The organism is Salmonella sp. NW1250 (assembly GCF_051812965.1).
Classification (GTDB): domain Bacteria; phylum Pseudomonadota; class Gammaproteobacteria; order Enterobacterales; family Enterobacteriaceae; genus Salmonella; species Salmonella enterica.
The window spans coordinates 215,041-229,849 of sequence record NZ_JAMNDD010000009.1 but is presented as its reverse complement, the minus strand read 5'-3'; the positions used below and the strand labels follow the sequence as shown (position 1 = coordinate 229,849).

Annotated in this window: 13 protein-coding genes and 2 pseudogenes; 10 read left to right on the top strand and 5 right to left on the bottom strand. The window is 53.6% G+C overall.

Annotated features, from left to right (window positions below):
- From NBA72_RS16900 to citS, 3 genes and pseudogenes are all read right to left on the bottom strand, one after another.
- Positions 1-641: pseudogene (locus NBA72_RS16900) on the bottom strand (sodium-extruding oxaloacetate decarboxylase subunit alpha); the annotation flags it as partial.
- A gap of 15 nt (positions 642-656) precedes the next feature.
- Entirely contained in the window at positions 657-902 is a 246-nt protein-coding gene (locus NBA72_RS16895; protein WP_042947669.1) for an oxaloacetate decarboxylase subunit gamma, read from the bottom strand.
- Positions 903-1,060: 158 nt separating this feature from the next.
- A complete protein-coding gene (citS, locus tag NBA72_RS16890) occupies positions 1,061-2,401 on the bottom strand; it encodes a citrate/sodium symporter CitS (protein WP_042947667.1) in 1,341 nt (446 codons plus the stop codon).
- 244 nt (positions 2,402-2,645) lie between these two features.
- On the opposite strand from citS, the gene citC reads away from it, so the two are divergent.
- The 7 genes from citC (at position 2,646) to dapB (ending at position 8,847) form a co-directional block, all read left to right on the top strand.
- Positions 2,646-3,689, top strand: a complete 1,044-nt coding sequence (citC, locus tag NBA72_RS16885; RefSeq protein ID WP_077917524.1) for a [citrate (pro-3S)-lyase] ligase — start codon at positions 2,646-2,648, stop codon at positions 3,687-3,689.
- A gap of 29 nt (positions 3,690-3,718) precedes the next feature.
- On the top strand, positions 3,719-4,012 hold the full coding sequence (gene citD / locus NBA72_RS16880; RefSeq protein WP_042947664.1) for a citrate lyase acyl carrier protein: 294 nt from the start codon (positions 3,719-3,721) through the stop codon (positions 4,010-4,012).
- Entirely contained in the window at positions 4,009-4,878 is an 870-nt protein-coding gene (gene citE / locus NBA72_RS16875) for a citrate (pro-3S)-lyase subunit beta (protein ID WP_001247809.1), read from the top strand. Before citD ends, citE begins: the two co-directional genes overlap by 4 nt.
- Positions 4,879-4,888: 10 nt before the next feature.
- Positions 4,889-6,409 carry a citrate lyase subunit alpha gene (citF, locus tag NBA72_RS16870; protein WP_000665573.1) on the top strand — a complete coding sequence of 507 codons (1,521 nt, stop codon included), beginning with the start codon at positions 4,889-4,891 and terminating at the stop codon, positions 6,407-6,409.
- Entirely contained in the window at positions 6,409-6,960 is a 552-nt protein-coding gene (gene citX / locus NBA72_RS16865; protein ID WP_000679050.1) for a citrate lyase holo-[acyl-carrier protein] synthase, read from the top strand. Before citF ends, citX begins: the two co-directional genes overlap by 1 nt.
- Positions 6,938-7,846: a triphosphoribosyl-dephospho-CoA synthase CitG gene (gene citG / locus NBA72_RS16860; RefSeq protein ID WP_001103238.1), complete on the top strand. Its 909-nt coding sequence runs from the start codon at positions 6,938-6,940 to the stop codon at positions 7,844-7,846. The genes citX and citG overlap by 23 nt, the downstream gene beginning before the upstream one ends.
- A gap of 179 nt (positions 7,847-8,025) precedes the next feature.
- On the top strand, positions 8,026-8,847 hold the full coding sequence (gene dapB / locus NBA72_RS16855) for a 4-hydroxy-tetrahydrodipicolinate reductase (protein ID WP_017441576.1): 822 nt from the start codon (positions 8,026-8,028) through the stop codon (positions 8,845-8,847).
- Between the two features lie 102 nt (positions 8,848-8,949).
- Here the strand turns inward: dapB and NBA72_RS16850 are convergent, their stop codons facing one another.
- Together NBA72_RS16850 and NBA72_RS16845 are read right to left on the bottom strand one after the other, a co-directional pair.
- Positions 8,950-9,102: a hypothetical protein gene (locus tag NBA72_RS16850; RefSeq protein ID WP_242409711.1), complete on the bottom strand. Its 153-nt coding sequence runs from the start codon at positions 9,100-9,102 to the stop codon at positions 8,950-8,952.
- Between the two features lie 204 nt (positions 9,103-9,306).
- A pseudogene (locus tag NBA72_RS16845) lies at positions 9,307-9,499 on the bottom strand (hypothetical protein).
- Positions 9,500-9,712: 213 nt separating this feature from the next.
- Between NBA72_RS16845 and carA the strand changes: the two are divergent.
- The 3 genes from carA to caiF all read left to right on the top strand — a co-directional run bounded on the left by carA (position 9,713) and on the right by caiF (position 14,776).
- Positions 9,713-10,861, top strand: coding sequence for a glutamine-hydrolyzing carbamoyl-phosphate synthase small subunit (carA, locus tag NBA72_RS16840; RefSeq protein ID WP_000597280.1), 1,149 nt, complete (start codon positions 9,713-9,715; stop codon positions 10,859-10,861).
- Between the two features lie 18 nt (positions 10,862-10,879).
- A complete protein-coding gene (gene carB / locus NBA72_RS16835; RefSeq protein ID WP_042947660.1) occupies positions 10,880-14,107 on the top strand; it encodes a carbamoyl-phosphate synthase large subunit in 3,228 nt (1,075 codons plus the stop codon).
- Positions 14,108-14,380: 273 nt separating this feature from the next.
- Positions 14,381-14,776 carry a carnitine metabolism transcriptional regulator CaiF gene (caiF, locus tag NBA72_RS16830; protein ID WP_000333324.1) on the top strand — a complete coding sequence of 132 codons (396 nt, stop codon included), beginning with the start codon at positions 14,381-14,383 and terminating at the stop codon, positions 14,774-14,776.
- The last annotated feature ends 33 nt before the right edge of the window (positions 14,777-14,809 follow it).

The window sequence follows — 14,809 nt, the reverse complement described above, 5'->3', positions numbered from 1 at the left end:
AGCGCCATCTCCGCCATCCCGGTGGTGGCGTGACAGTGCAGGTGCAGGCGCACCTCAAAACGTTTTTTGATTTCGCTCACCAGCTCAAAGGCGGCCATCGGGGTGAGAATGCCGGACATGTCCTTAATCGCGATGGAATCGACGCCGGTTTCCAGCAGCTGTTCGGTCAGGTCCAGCCAGGTCTGCAGGGTGTGCGCCGGGCTGGTGGTGTAGGAGAGTGTGCCCTGGGCATGCGCGCCGTGGCTGCGCACCGCCTGCAGTGCGGCTTTCATATTGCGCGGGTCGTTCATGGCGTCGAAGACGCGGAACACGTCCATGCCGTTTTTCACCGCGCGTTCGACGAAGCGCTCCACCACGTCATCGGCGTAGTGGCGGTAGCCGAGCAGGTTCTGGCCGCGCAGCAGCATCTGCAGCGGGGTCTTCGGCATGGCCTTTTTCAGCTCGCGCAGGCGGACCCACGGGTCTTCGCCGAGAAAGCGGATGCAGGCGTCAAAGGTGGCGCCGCCCCAGCACTCCAGCGAGCCGTAGCCCACGTCATCAAGCTGGGCGGCAATCGGCAGCATGTCGTCAAGGCGCAGGCGGGTGGCGAACAGAGACTGGTGGGCGTCGCGCAGGACAACATCTGTAATGGCAATGGTCATGGATCCCTCCGGGAATTAAGCGTTAAGGCGGTGATGGTGAATGGCGGCGGCAATCACCGGCTTTAAGCGGGTGAAGTCGTCAGCGGGCGCGGCGGCGGCAGGTGCCGCCTTCGGTACCGGGACCGGTTCCGGGAAGAAGCGAGTAATCACGGCAGACATGCCGCGAATGGCAAAGATGAGCAGGAACAGAAAGCTCAGTACGAACCCCATTCCTAAAAACATCAGGGTGAAACCTTCACCCAGTAGTACAGCTTCATTCATGAATCATTTTCCATAATGAGAGGCACGACGGTGGCCTTGACGACAACCTTCCTGGTGAATCCGGCTAAGGAGTAGAGTGGATTTCCCTTGGCCACCTCTGGCTTTGGCCTCTACTTTTCTCCAGGTCGTTTGCGGCAAAGACACCGCCGTGCGTTTTTTTACACCATCATGCTGAACACGATGCTAGCGATAACCAGCACAATACCGCCGCCCAGACGAGAGGAAATTTGTGCATATGAAATGAGGTTCATACGGTTACAGGCGGAGAGCACTTCCAGATCGCCGGAGCCGCCGCGGTTGGCCATACAAAGACCCGCAGTAATGGATGATTCAATCGGGTAGAAGCCAATCAACCAGCCCCCGATAGCTGCGCCAACGACTGCGCCGACCACAATGATTGCGGCGATAACGACGTTGGCGAACGTCAGGGCATCGATAATCTCTTGCAGATCGGTGTAGCAAACACCCACACCGACCATCAGCACCCACAGCAGTTGTTTGGAGAAGAAGTCAGAAAGACGTTTCGCCCCGGCTTTAATCTCCGGTGAGCAAAGACCTGATGCGTTCAGCGCAGCAACAATCAGAACCATCCAGGCGAAGTAGTGAATAGAGACGCCGCCGATGCTTGGCAGAATTTTTTTGGCAACGACATAGGCCAGCAGGAAGCAAGTGGTGGATAGCACCATGCCAACCGCCGTTTCACGATGGGTAATCTGGCCGGCCTTTTCATCATCTTCGGTTTTGAAGGAAGCCTTACGAACCAACTCACCTTCACCGCTAAGCCAGGCGTATTTTTTGCCAATCATATCGAGGAGGGCGGCGAAAATAATGGCGAAGATATTCGCAATGGTCAGAATAGCAATAGCCGTTGAGTAGTACTCTTCGCGAGAACGTCCGGTAACCGAGTGATAAATTTCAGACAGAGGCACGGCGCCTGCGCCGTTACCACCGCCCATAATCGGCAGAACGTACAGCATCATGATACGGTCGACCGGGATACCGAAGCACAAACCAATGACGATACCGAAAAGGGACGCGCCGACAATCCCGGCGAGGATGGTTGGGATATAGCCCAGCAGTGATTTTAATAGCAGCTTACGGTTTACCGACAGGATCGCGCCTGTGATCAACACTGCGATAAACAGGTTAAGGAAGTTGCTTTTATCCATTACGTTGCTGATCGCATCAATTTCTTTCTGCGTAAATATGCCAGCATAGACAAAATAAGCTGCAACCAGAAATATCATAACTGGTGCGCCGCCAATATATTTATTGAAGATCGGTAAACGTTTGCCGATTTCACCAAAAATGGCCCCCATCACAAACATAAGAGCAAAACCACCGACTAAGTCAGTCGGTATAGCGTTATAGAAATGAGACAGTAATAAAGTAATTAATGCAAAGGCATAAAGCGGTAGCGGCATACCAAAGATTTTGAATCTGAGTAAATCGCTGGCCCCCTTTTTCTCCGTCGCCGAAGCCTGGGTCATGTTGGTCATAAACATTTTCCTGTGTATTGATGGGTAACAAGACCCGCGCATACTAATAAATTCAATGAACCGTGAGATGTGACTATCTTCACTGAATGGTTGTGTTTTTAATTAATTTAATTATTTTTATTAACTCTGGTTAATTAAGGAAATAAAAACCATAAAGCTTATAAAAGCAAGGGGGAAAGTGTGATGTCTATTCCAGACGAGTAATACAAACGCTGGCGAAATATGCGGCGTTATTTGCTGACGGATGCAGAATAGAGTGAATCTAATATTTAAACGCATTTATTTGCAAAAGGATGTATTGCGTCGCGAGTCGGTCGCCATGTTTCTGGAGGGCGTGGGACTCGCCCTGGAAGACGATTGTGAAATCGCGGTATGCGCATATTGGCAGGGTGAGATAGTTGGATGCGGCTCGCTGGCCGGAAACGTACTGAAATGCATCGCCGTTTCCCCGGTTTTACAAGGGGAAGGGCTCAGCCTCAAACTGCTGACTGAGCTGCTTACATTGGCCTACGAGTTAAACCGCAGCGAGCTTTTCCTGTTCACTAAGCCGCAAAATCGGTTGCTGTTTTCTGGCGCGGGGTTTTGGCCCATTGCGCAGGCAGGTGAGCTGGCGGTGTTAATGGAGAACAGCAGTGAACGGTTAGCGCGCTTTTGTCGCCAACTGGCGCTTTATCGTCAACCGGGAAAAACGATCGGCGCCATCGTCATGAACGCCAATCCGTTTACATTGGGCCACCGTTATCTGGTGGAGCAAGCGGCTGCGGCCTGTGACTGGTTGCATCTGTTTGTAGTCAAAGAAGATGCTTCATTTTTTTCCTATACCGACCGTTGGGCGCTGATCGAACAAGGAATCGCGGGCATTGACAACGTCACGTTGCATTCCGGCTCCGCTTATATGATCTCGCGTGCGACGTTTCCCGACTATTTCCTCAAAGAAAAAGGGGTTGTGGACGACTGCCATTGCCAGATCGATCTGCAACTCTTCCGTGAACATCTGGCTCCAGCGCTGGGGATTACCCATCGTTTTGTCGGCAGTGAGCCGTTTTGTCCTCTGACCTGTGCCTATAACCAGCGGATGCACGACATTTTACACGATCCGAAGCGCAGCGGCCCGGTTATTGAGGTCGTCGAGCTGGCGCGGGTGGAGAAAAACGGCACGGCTATTTCCGCCTCTCGCGTCAGAAAACTGTATAGCGAACGTAATTGGCCGGCAATAAGCGCGCTGGTGCCAGCTGGCACCCTGGCATATCTGCAGCGGCATGCCGCCAGACACACTGAAACCATATGACGTAACACCGTTAACAAGGAACATAACTAATGAAAATCATTAAAGATGCCCTGGCAGGCACGCTGGAATCCAGCGATGTGATGATCAGGATTGGTCCATCCAGCGAGCCAGGAATTCGGCTGGAGCTAGAGAGTCTGGTGAAGCAGCAGTTTGGCGCGGCGATTGGGCAGGTGGTTCGGGAAACGCTGGCGAAGCTGGGCGTTGAACGCGCGCTGGTTAGCGTCGATGACAAAGGCGCGCTGGAGTGTATTTTACGCGCCCGAGTGCAGGCGGCGGCGCTGCGCGCTGCAGAACAAACGGAAATTCAATGGAGTGCGTTATGAGACCACGTCGCAGTATGTTGTTTATCCCCGGCGCAAATGCGGCCATGTTGAGCACCTCGTTTGTCTACGGTGCGGACGCGGTGATGTTCGACTTAGAAGACGCCGTAGCGTTACGTGAGAAAGATACCGCCCGTCTTTTGGTTCATCACGCGCTTCAACATCCGTTCTATCAGGATGTTGAAAAAGTGGTGCGCATTAATCCACTGAACACGCCATTCGGTCTGGCCGATCTTGAGGCCGTCGTGCGTGGTGGCGCGGATATCGTGCGTCTGCCGAAAACCGACAGCAAAAACGATGTGCTGGAGCTGGAAGCGCAGGTTGAACGGATCGAACGTGAATGTGGACGTGAAGTCGGCAGTACCAGGCTGATGGCGGCGATCGAATCAGCGAAAGGCGTGGTCAATGCCGTCGACATCGCCACCTCCAGCCCGCGCATGGTGGCAATTGCGCTGGCGGCATTTGATTACGTGATGGATATGGGCACCTGCCGGGGCGATGGCACCGAGCTGTTCTACGCCCGCTGCGCAGTGCTGCATGCGGCGCGCGTTGCGGGTATTGCCGCCTATGATGTCGTTTGGTCGGATATCAATAATGAAGAAGGCTTCCTGAAGGAAGTGCAGTTGGCGAAAGGGCTTGGTTTTAATGGTAAGTCCTTAGTGAACCCACGTCAGATTGAGCTGTTACATCAGGCTTATTCTCCGACACGTAAAGAAGTTGAGCATGCGTATGAGGTGATTGCCGCCGCTGAAGAGGCTGAGTCTCGCGGTCTGGGCGTCGTTTCACTCAACGGCAAAATGATTGACGGCCCGATTATCGACCACGCGCGCAAAGTGGTGGCGCTGTCGGCTTCCGGTATTCGTGATTAAGGAAGGAACCATGAAAGAGACTGTAACCATGCTCAACCAGCAATATGTCGTACCGGAAGGATTACAGCCCTACCAGGGGGTAACAGCAAACAGCCCGTGGCTTGCCAGTGAAACGGAAAAGCGTCGGCGTAAAATTTGTGACTCGCTTGAAGAGGCTATCCGTCGTTCCGGGCTTAAAAATGGCATGACGATATCCTTCCACCATGCGTTTCGTGGTGGCGACAAAGTTGTCAATATGGTGATGGCGAAACTGGCGGAAATGGGATTCCGCGATCTGACGCTTGCCTCCAGCTCATTAATTGATGCCCACTGGCCGCTTATCGAACACATTAAAAATGGCGTGGTGCGGCAGATTTACACCTCCGGGCTGCGCGGCAAGTTAGGGGAAGAGATCTCCGCTGGCCTGATGGAAAACCCGGTACAGATCCACTCTCACGGTGGCCGCGTAAAACTGATTCAGAGCGGTGAGCTGAATATTGATGTCGCTTTCCTCGGCGTGCCGTGCTGCGACGAATTTGGTAATGCGAACGGCTTTAGCGGCAAGTCACGCTGCGGCTCTTTGGGGTATGCGCAGGTTGATGCGCAGTACGCTAAATGTGTGGTGCTCCTGACTGAAGAGTGGGTCGAATTCCCCAATTATCCGGCCAGTATCGCGCAGGATCAGGTTGATTTGATCGTGCAGGTGGATGAGGTAGGGGATCCGGAAAAAATCACCGCGGGCGCGATTCGTCTGTCCAGCAACCCGCGTGAACTGTTGATCGCCCGGCAGGCGGCCAATGTGATCGAACACTCAGGTTATTTTTGTGATGGTTTCTCGCTGCAAACCGGCACCGGTGGCGCTTCTCTGGCGGTCACCCGTTTCCTGGAAGACAAAATGCGTCGCCACAACATTACGGCGAGTTTTGGCCTGGGCGGGATCACCGGCACGATGGTGGATCTGCATGAGAAAGGGTTGATCAAAGCGTTGCTGGATACGCAATCATTCGATGGCGATGCAGCCCGTTCGCTGGCGCAGAATCCACATCATATTGAAATCTCAACCAATCAATACGCGAACCCCGCCTCTAAAGGCGCGGCATGCGAACGCCTGAATGTGGTGATGCTGAGCGCACTGGAAATTGACGTGAATTTCAACGTTAACGTGATGACCGGTTCAAACGGCGTACTGCGTGGCGCATCGGGCGGCCATAGCGATACGGCAGCAGGGGCCGATCTCACCATTATTACCGCACCGCTGGTCCGTGGCCGAATCCCATGTGTGGTGGAAAAAGTGCTGACTACCGTCACGCCTGGGGCAAGTGTTGATGTGCTGGTTACCGACCATGGTATTGCAGTGAACCCTGCGCGTCAGGATCTGCTTGATAACCTGCGTGCTGCGGGCGTGGCGCTGATGACCATCGAACAACTGCAACAGCGCGCTGAGCAACTGACCGGTAAACCGCAGCCGATTGAGTTTACCGATCGGGTGGTGGCTGTGGTGCGTTATCGCGACGGTTCAGTGATTGACGTGATTCGCCAGGTTAAAGGCTGATGAAGGGCACAGACCTGCTGTACCAGGGCCAGGCAGTTACGCTGGAGGAGATGCTACAAGCGCGCGATAAACGTGCCGCCAGGCAGCGTCAGGCGTTGAACTGCTATCGGCTACCGTTGATTTCCCTCACGCTGGTTGCACCGGGCGCCGTTAAAAACTCAGCGGTCTGGCGGCGTGTCGCCGATTACGCAATTGCCGAAATACTGGCGCTTTGCGAACAGAAGGAGTGGGTCAACGTCTGGGAAATGCAGGTAAATGAACGCAGCGGCCCGGAATGGATGGCAGCGGTCTGTGCGCCGGCAATGGCGTTGAAACAGCACATGTCGACACTAGAGATGAGCCATCCGTTAGGGCGGCTTTGGGACATCGACATTATTGATAGCGACGGTAAGTCGCTATCACGCCGTGAACTCGGGCATCCTGCCCGGCCATGTTTGATATGCCAGCAGGATGCTCATCTCTGTGCCCGGGGCAAGCATCACACCCTTGACCTTTTGTTGGATGAAATTGCACGAAGGATTGAATGCTATGAACGTGAGCGTTGTGACTGAACGGCGTACGCCAGCGTACTCATCGCTGGCGGCTGGCGAACTTAATGGGTTGGTTGCAAGAGCGCTGCTGACGGAAGCCAGGCTGACACCAAAACCCGGTCTGGTCGATATTCGTAATTCGGGAGCGCATAGGGATATGGATCTGGCGGCATTTGAACGTAGCACTACCGCCATTGCTCCATGGATGGAAAAGTTTTTTATCATGGGCAACAACACGGCGGCGCTGGCGGCAGAAAATGTCCTGGTGATGCTGCGTCCGCTGGGGATGGCTTGTGAGAACGATATGCTACAGGCGACCAATGGTGTGAATACCCATCGCGGGGCGATTTTCGCTTTTGGCCTGCTGAGCGCAGCGATTGGCCGACTTCTCGCGCGGGGAGAACCGTTGGAGCAAAATCGTATCTGCGACCAGGTTGCCCGCCTGAGTCGGAATATTGTTGCCCACGAGCTCTCAGCAAAAAAAGCGGGAAAACTGACAAAGAGTGAAACCCATTTCCAGTGTTATGGCCTGTCGGGCGCGCGGGGAGAAGCGGAAAGCGGTTTTCGAACCGTCAGAACGCAGGCTTTGCCGGTGTTTAACCGGGTCGTGCAGGAGCATGACGATACCCATCTTGCCCTGCTGCAAACATTGTTGCATCTGATGGCGTGGAATGATGATACCAATCTGGTGTCACGGGGAGGCCTGGAAGGGCTTTACTACGTGCAGCAGCAGGCACAAAAATTGTTGTGGCAAGGGGGCGTATTGGTTGAGGGGGGCATTGAAGCGATGCAGTCCCTCGATGATGAACTCATCCTGCGTAACTTAAGCCCTGGCGGTAGCGCGGATTTACTGGCAGTGACCTGGTTTTTAAGTCATTTTCCTGCCGGTTCCCTCTATCCTGAGTAAGTTTCTCTTCTTTCATTCTCTCCAGCAATGATTCATCCTGCGGGATGAATCATGTCTTTTACTGATATCGCTCCCTGTTTATCATTAATTTCTAATTATCGGCGATTTTAGATGGCGGCCTCCGGGCGCGCTGGTTACTCTGAAAACGGTTTACGCAATTTTTACAAAAGAGAATAGCTATGCATGAAGCACAAATCCGCGTCGCCATTGCCGGCGCCGGTGGCCGCATGGGACGGCAGTTAATCCAGGCCGCCATGGCGATGGAAGGTGTTCAGCTGGGTGCCGCGCTGGAGCGCGAAGGCTCTTCCTTGCTGGGCAGCGATGCTGGCGAACTGGCGGGGGCGGGAAAGTCCGGCGTGATCGTTCAAAGCAGCCTTGAGGCGGTAAAAGATGATTTTGACGTTCTCATCGATTTTACCCGTCCGGAAGGCACGTTGACGCATCTGGCGTTTTGCCGCCAGCATGGTAAAGGGATGGTGATTGGTACTACCGGCTTTGACGACGCCGGTAAACAAGCCATTCGCGAGGCGTCACAAGAGATTGCGATCGTTTTCGCCGCAAACTTTAGCGTCGGCGTTAACGTCATGCTCAAGCTGCTGGAGAAAGCCGCGAAGGTAATGGGCGACTATAGCGATATTGAAATTATTGAAGCGCACCACCGCCATAAAGTGGATGCACCGTCGGGTACGGCGCTGGCAATGGGCGAGGCAATCGCCGGGGCGCTGGATAAAAATCTGAAGGACTGCGCGGTCTACTCGCGTGAAGGTTATACCGGCGAGCGCGTACCGGGCACGATTGGCTTTGCGACCGTACGCGCGGGCGACATCGTCGGCGAACATACCGCGATGTTTGCCGATATTGGCGAGCGCGTAGAGATTACGCATAAAGCTTCCAGTCGCATGACGTTTGCAAATGGCGCGTTGCGATCGGCGTTATGGCTAAAAACGAAGAAAAATGGGCTATTTGACATGCGGGATGTGCTGGGGCTGGATGTATTATAGCGACTAAATACCTTCGTGATGTGGTTGTGGTAATCAAGATTAATTGATTACAAAGGGCAATATATTATTGCCCTTTTGTTTTTTTGCCCCCCGGTTATTCGGTCAGATAAGTAACGCCTTTCGCCATTCATGTTTCGACAGTTTCTTCGCCCACGACATGTTCTGCCGCAGTGGCTTACCGTATGCAAAAGGCACCTCGACCAGACTAATAAGACTGATATCCATTGGGGGGGTAGTGCTGTTCCATGGGGTCATTTTATCTCTTTTACTTCAATGGGTTAGCTTTTTTATGCTGTAGTGAGGCTGGTTGTGTTCCAATCTTATGCGCTAGTCTTAAAGAAAAAGAAGTTGGATCTTTATATCGCGATTGTAATTCTTATTACATTGTCTTAATTTGCTGTTTTTTGTTGATTTTATAATGCATTTGATTTGTTTTTTATATTTTCAACTTATTGATTTTTAAAATGTTTTTTTCGTTAATTTTCTTAATTTTGAATTTTTTATGCATTTAATAGTGTTGATGGCTATTAAATGAATTTTTATTGTTGTTTTTTGTTGTTTTAATGTGAAATTTGACCATTTGGTCCACTTTTTATCATGCCAGCCAGTTTTTTTGCGAACTCAAGGAAGCGCAAGCGTTTTCTATCGTCACTTAGTTGATCTTTTTGCCTCTTAAACAGAATAACTTCCTTATAATGTGCAAAATAACATAAAAAATACCCTCTTTAAGTTGACTTTTATCCGGCTTAACTTCAGAATGCCGCCGTTTGCCAGAAATCCACGGGTAAGCAAATTTGCATTGCTTCATACTGACTGAATGAATTAATATGCAAATAAAGTGAGTGAATATTCTCTGGAGGGTGTTTTGATTAAGTCAGCGCTATTGGTTCTGGAAGACGGAACCCAGTTTCACGGTCGGGCCATAGGGGCAACAGGTTCGGCGGTTGGGGAAGTCGTTTTCAATACTTCAATGACCGGTTATCAAGAAATCCTCACTGATCCTTCCTATTCCCGCCAAATCGTCACTCTTACTTATCCCCATATTGGTAATGTCGGCACCAATGAAGCCGATGAAGAATCTTCTCAGGTTCATGCGCAAGGTTTAGTGATTCGCGATCTGCCGCTGATTGCCAGCAACTTCCGTAACACCGAAGACCTCTCTTCTTACCTGAAACGCCATAACATTGTGGCGATTGCTGATATCGATACCCGCAAGCTGACCCGACTGCTGCGTGAGAAAGGCGCACAGAACGGCTGCATCATTGCAGGCGATAGCCCGGATGCGAAGCTGGCGCTGGAAAAAGCGAAAGCATTTCCTGGACTGAACGGTATGGATCTGGCGAAAGAAGTGACCACGGCGGAAACCTACCGCTGGACGCAGGGTAGCTGGACGCTGAAAGACGGTTTACCGGAAGCGAAATCTGAGGATGACCTGCCGTTCCATGTGGTGGCCTATGATTTCGGCGCGAAGCGCAACATCCTGCGGATGCTGGTGGATCGCGGCTGCCGCCTGACGGTGGTGCCAGCGCAAACCTCTGCTGAAGAGGTGCTGAAAATGAATCCGGACGGCATCTTCCTGTCAAACGGCCCTGGCGACCCGGCTCCGTGCGACTACGCGATTACTGCTATCCAGAAATTCCTCGAAACCGACATTCCGCTATTTGGCATCTGCCTCGGTCATCAGCTACTGGCGCTGGCGAGCGGTGCGAAGACCGTTAAGATGAAGTTCGGCCATCACGGCGGCAACCATCCGGTAAAAGATATGGACAGAAACGTGGTAATGATCACCGCGCAGAACCACGGCTTTGCGGTGGATGAAGACTCGCTGCCCGCCAATCTGCGTGTAACCCACAAGTCGCTGTTTGACGGCACCCTGCAGGGCATTCACCGTACCGACAAACCGGCGTTCAGCTTCCAGGGACACCCGGAGGCGAGCCCCGGCCCGCACGATGCTGCACCGCTGTTCGACCACTTTATCGAGCTTATTGAGCAATACCGTCAGTCCGCGAAATAATCAGGAGTAATAAGAGCCATGCCAAAACGTACAGATATAAAAAGCATCCTGATTCTGGGCGCGGGCCCGATTGTTATCGGTCAGGCGTGTGAGTTTGACTACTCCGGCGCTCAGGCGTGTAAAGCGCTGCGCGAAGAGGGTTACCGCGTCATTCTGGTGAACTCCAACCCGGCCACCATCATGACCGACCCGGAAATGGCCGATGCCACCTACATCGAGCCGATTCACTGGGAAGTGGTGCGCAAAATCATTGAAAAAGAGCGTCCGGATGCAGTGCTGCCGACCATGGGCGGCCAGACGGCGCTGAACTGCGCGCTGGAGCTGGAGCGGCAGGGCGTGCTCGAAGAGTTCGGCGTCACCATGATTGGCGCCACCGCCGACGCCATTGATAAAGCCGAAGACCGTCGTCGCTTCGATATCGCGATGAAGAAAATTGGTCTCGACACCGCGCGTTCCGGTATCGCGCACACTATGGAAGAAGCGCTGGCGGTTGCCGCTGATGTGGGCTTCCCGTGCATCATCCGTCCGTCCTTTACCATGGGCGGCACCGGCGGCGGTATCGCTTACAACCGTGAAGAGTTCGAAGAAATCTGCGAACGCGGTCTGGACCTCTCGCCAACCAACGAATTGCTGATTGATGAATCGCTGATCGGCTGGAAAGAGTACGAGATGGAAGTGGTGCGTGATAAAAACGACAACTGCATCATCGTCTGCTCCATCGAAAACTTCGATGCGATGGGTATCCATACCGGCGACTCGATCACCGTGGCGCCCGCCCAGACGCTGACCGACAAAGAATACCAAATCATGCGTAACGCCTCGATGGCGGTACTGCGTGAAATCGGCGTCGAAACCGGCGGTTCTAACGTCCAGTTCGCAGTGAACCCGAAAAACGGTCGTCTGATCGTTATCGAAATGAACCCGCGCGTCTCTCGCTCCTCGGCGCTGGCGTCTAAAGCCACTGGCTTCCCGATTGCCAAAGTAGCCGCCAAACTGGCGGTGGGTTACACCCTTGACGAACTGATGAACGACATCACCGGCGGGCGTACTCCGGCCTCCTTCGAGCCGTCTATCGACTACGTTGTCACCAAAATTCCGCGCTTTAACTTCGAGAAATTCGCCGGTGCCAACGACCGTCTGACCACCCAGATGAAATCGGTCGGCGAAGTGATGGCGATTGGCCGCACGCAGCAGGAATCCCTGCAAAAAGCGCTGCGCGGCCTGGAAGTGGGCGCTACCGGCTTCGACCCGAAAGTCAGCCTCGACGACCCGGAAGCTCTGACCAAAATCCGCCGCGAGCTGAAAGACGCGGGCGCTGATCGTATCTGGTATATCGCCGATGCCTTCCGCGCAGGCCTCTCCGTCGACGGCGTGTTCAACCTGACCAACATCGACCGCTGGTTCCTGGTGCAAATTGAAGAGCTGGTGCGTCTGGAAGAGAAAGTGGCTGAAGTCGGTATTAACGGCCTCAACGCCGACTTCCTGCGTCAGCTCAAGCGCAAAGGTTTTGCCGATGCGCGTCTGGCGAAACTGGCGGGCGTGCGTGAAGCGGAAATCCGCAAGCTGCGTGACCAATACAACCTGCACCCGGTCTACAAGCGTGTGGATACCTGCGCGGCGGAATTCGCCACCGATACCGCCTATATGTACTCCACTTATGAAGATGAGTGCGAAGCGAACCCGTCCGTTGACCGCGACAAAATCATGGTCCTCGGCGGCGGCCCGAACCGTATCGGCCAGGGTATCGAATTTGACTACTGCTGCGTACACGCCTCGCTGGCGCTGCGCGAAGACGGTTACGAGACCATCATGGTCAACTGTAACCCGGAAACCGTCTCCACCGACTACGACACTTCCGACCGCCTGTACTTCGAGCCGGTGACGCTGGAAGACGTGCTGGAAATCGTGCGCATCGAGAAGCCGAAAGGCGTTATCGTGCAGTACGGCGGCCAGACCCCGCTGAAGCTGGCGCGCGCGCTGGAAGCGGCAGGCGTGCCGGTTATCGGCACCAGCCCGGACGCCATCGACCGCGCGGAAGACCGCGAGCGCTTCCAGCACGCGGTTGACCGTCTGAAACTGAAGCAACCGGCCAACGCCACCGTCACCGCCATTGAACAAGCGGTTGAGAAGGCGAAAGAGATTGGCTACCCGCTGGTGGTACGTCCTTCTTACGTGCTGGGCGGCCGGGCGATGGAAATTGTCTATGACGAAGCCGATCTGCGTCGCTATTTCCAGACGGCGGTCAGCGTCTCTAACGATGCGCCGGTGCTGCTGGACCGCTTCCTTGATGACGCGGTTGAAGTGGACGTGGACGCTATCTGCGACGGCGAAATGGTGCTGATTGGCGGCATTATGGAGCACATTGAGCAGGCGGGCGTACACTCCGGCGACTCCGCCTGTTCCCTGCCGGCCTACACGCTGAGCCAGGAAATTCAGGACGTGATGCGCCAGCAGGTGCAGAAGCTGGCCTTCGAGTTGCAGGTGCGCGGCCTGATGAACGTGCAGTTTGCGGTCAAGGACAACGAAGTCTACCTGATTGAAGTCAACCCGCGTGCGGCGCGTACCGTACCGTTCGTCTCTAAAGCCACCGGCGTGCCTCTGGCGAAAGTGGCGGCGCGCGTGATGGCCGGCAAATCGCTGACCGAGCAGGGCGTGACCCAAGAAATTATCCCGCCGTACTACTCGGTGAAAGAAGTGGTGCTGCCGTTCAACAAATTCCCGGGCGTTGACCCGCTGTTAGGGCCAGAAATGCGCTCCACCGGGGAAGTGATGGGCGTTGGCCGTACCTTCGCGGAAGCGTTCGCTAAGGCGCAGCTGGGCAGTAACTCCACCATGAAGAAACAGGGCCGTGCGCTGCTCTCCGTTCGCGAAGGCGACAAAGAGCGCGTAGTTGACCTGGCCGCTAAGCTGCTGAAACAGGGCTTTGAGCTGGATGCCACCCACGGTACGGCGATTGTGCTGGGCGAAGCCGGTATCAACCCGCGTCTGGTGAACAAGGTGCACGAAGGTCGTCCGCACATTCAGGACCGTATCAAGAATGGCGAATATACCTACATCATCAACACCACCGCAGGCCGCCGCGCGATTGAAGACTCCAGGGTGATTCGCCGCAGCGCGCTGCAGTATAAAGTGCATTATGACACCACGCTGAACGGCGGTTTTGCCACGACGATGGCGCTCAATGCCGATGCCACCGAGAAGGTAACCTCGGTGCAGGAAATGCACGCGCAGATCAAAAAGTCGTAAACAAAGGGTCCGGTGGATATTGCTCTAACCGGACCTGTAATATAATGTTGAAAGGGTTTCTGTAAAGAAACCCTTTTTTTATCTTGTGTAAGGTCATTCCTGGAGAAGTCCGTTTCCGTAACCACATTTTCAATGTAATAAGCACGATATTGCTCACACTAATCAATATTTAAGTCGCATACTATCTTGCATATCCACAATTTTAATATGGCTTAGTTTTTATTAGTTTGGACAGGCCGTAGCCAGATTTTTAATTTGTGAAATGGTGTGCTTTTGTGTGAAAAATATGTTGAAAGACCGCTTTATTTGTTAATTGCTGACTGGATGATGGCAGAGAACCGATGGATCACTGCCAGGGAGATTTCCCGTCAATTTGATATTGAACATTGCAAAGCAATTAATACGCTCTCCTATATTCTGTCAGAAGTGGGGGAAATTGTTTGTGAAGTGAAGATGATCCCTAACCAAATTGCAGGACGAGGCTGCCAGTGCCAGCGTCTGGTGAAAGTCGTGAGTATCGACTCTCAACTCTATCGCCGATTGAATCATAATTTGCAGGAAAGAAAAGTGAGCGTGGCGAAAGCGCCGCGGCTGTCTGCCGTTCCCCCCACAGAGCTAAACCGTGAGCAGAAATGGCAGATGATGCTCTCCAAGAGTATGCGTCGCTAATTGTCTGTTTAACCTGATGGCGGGGTAAACGGT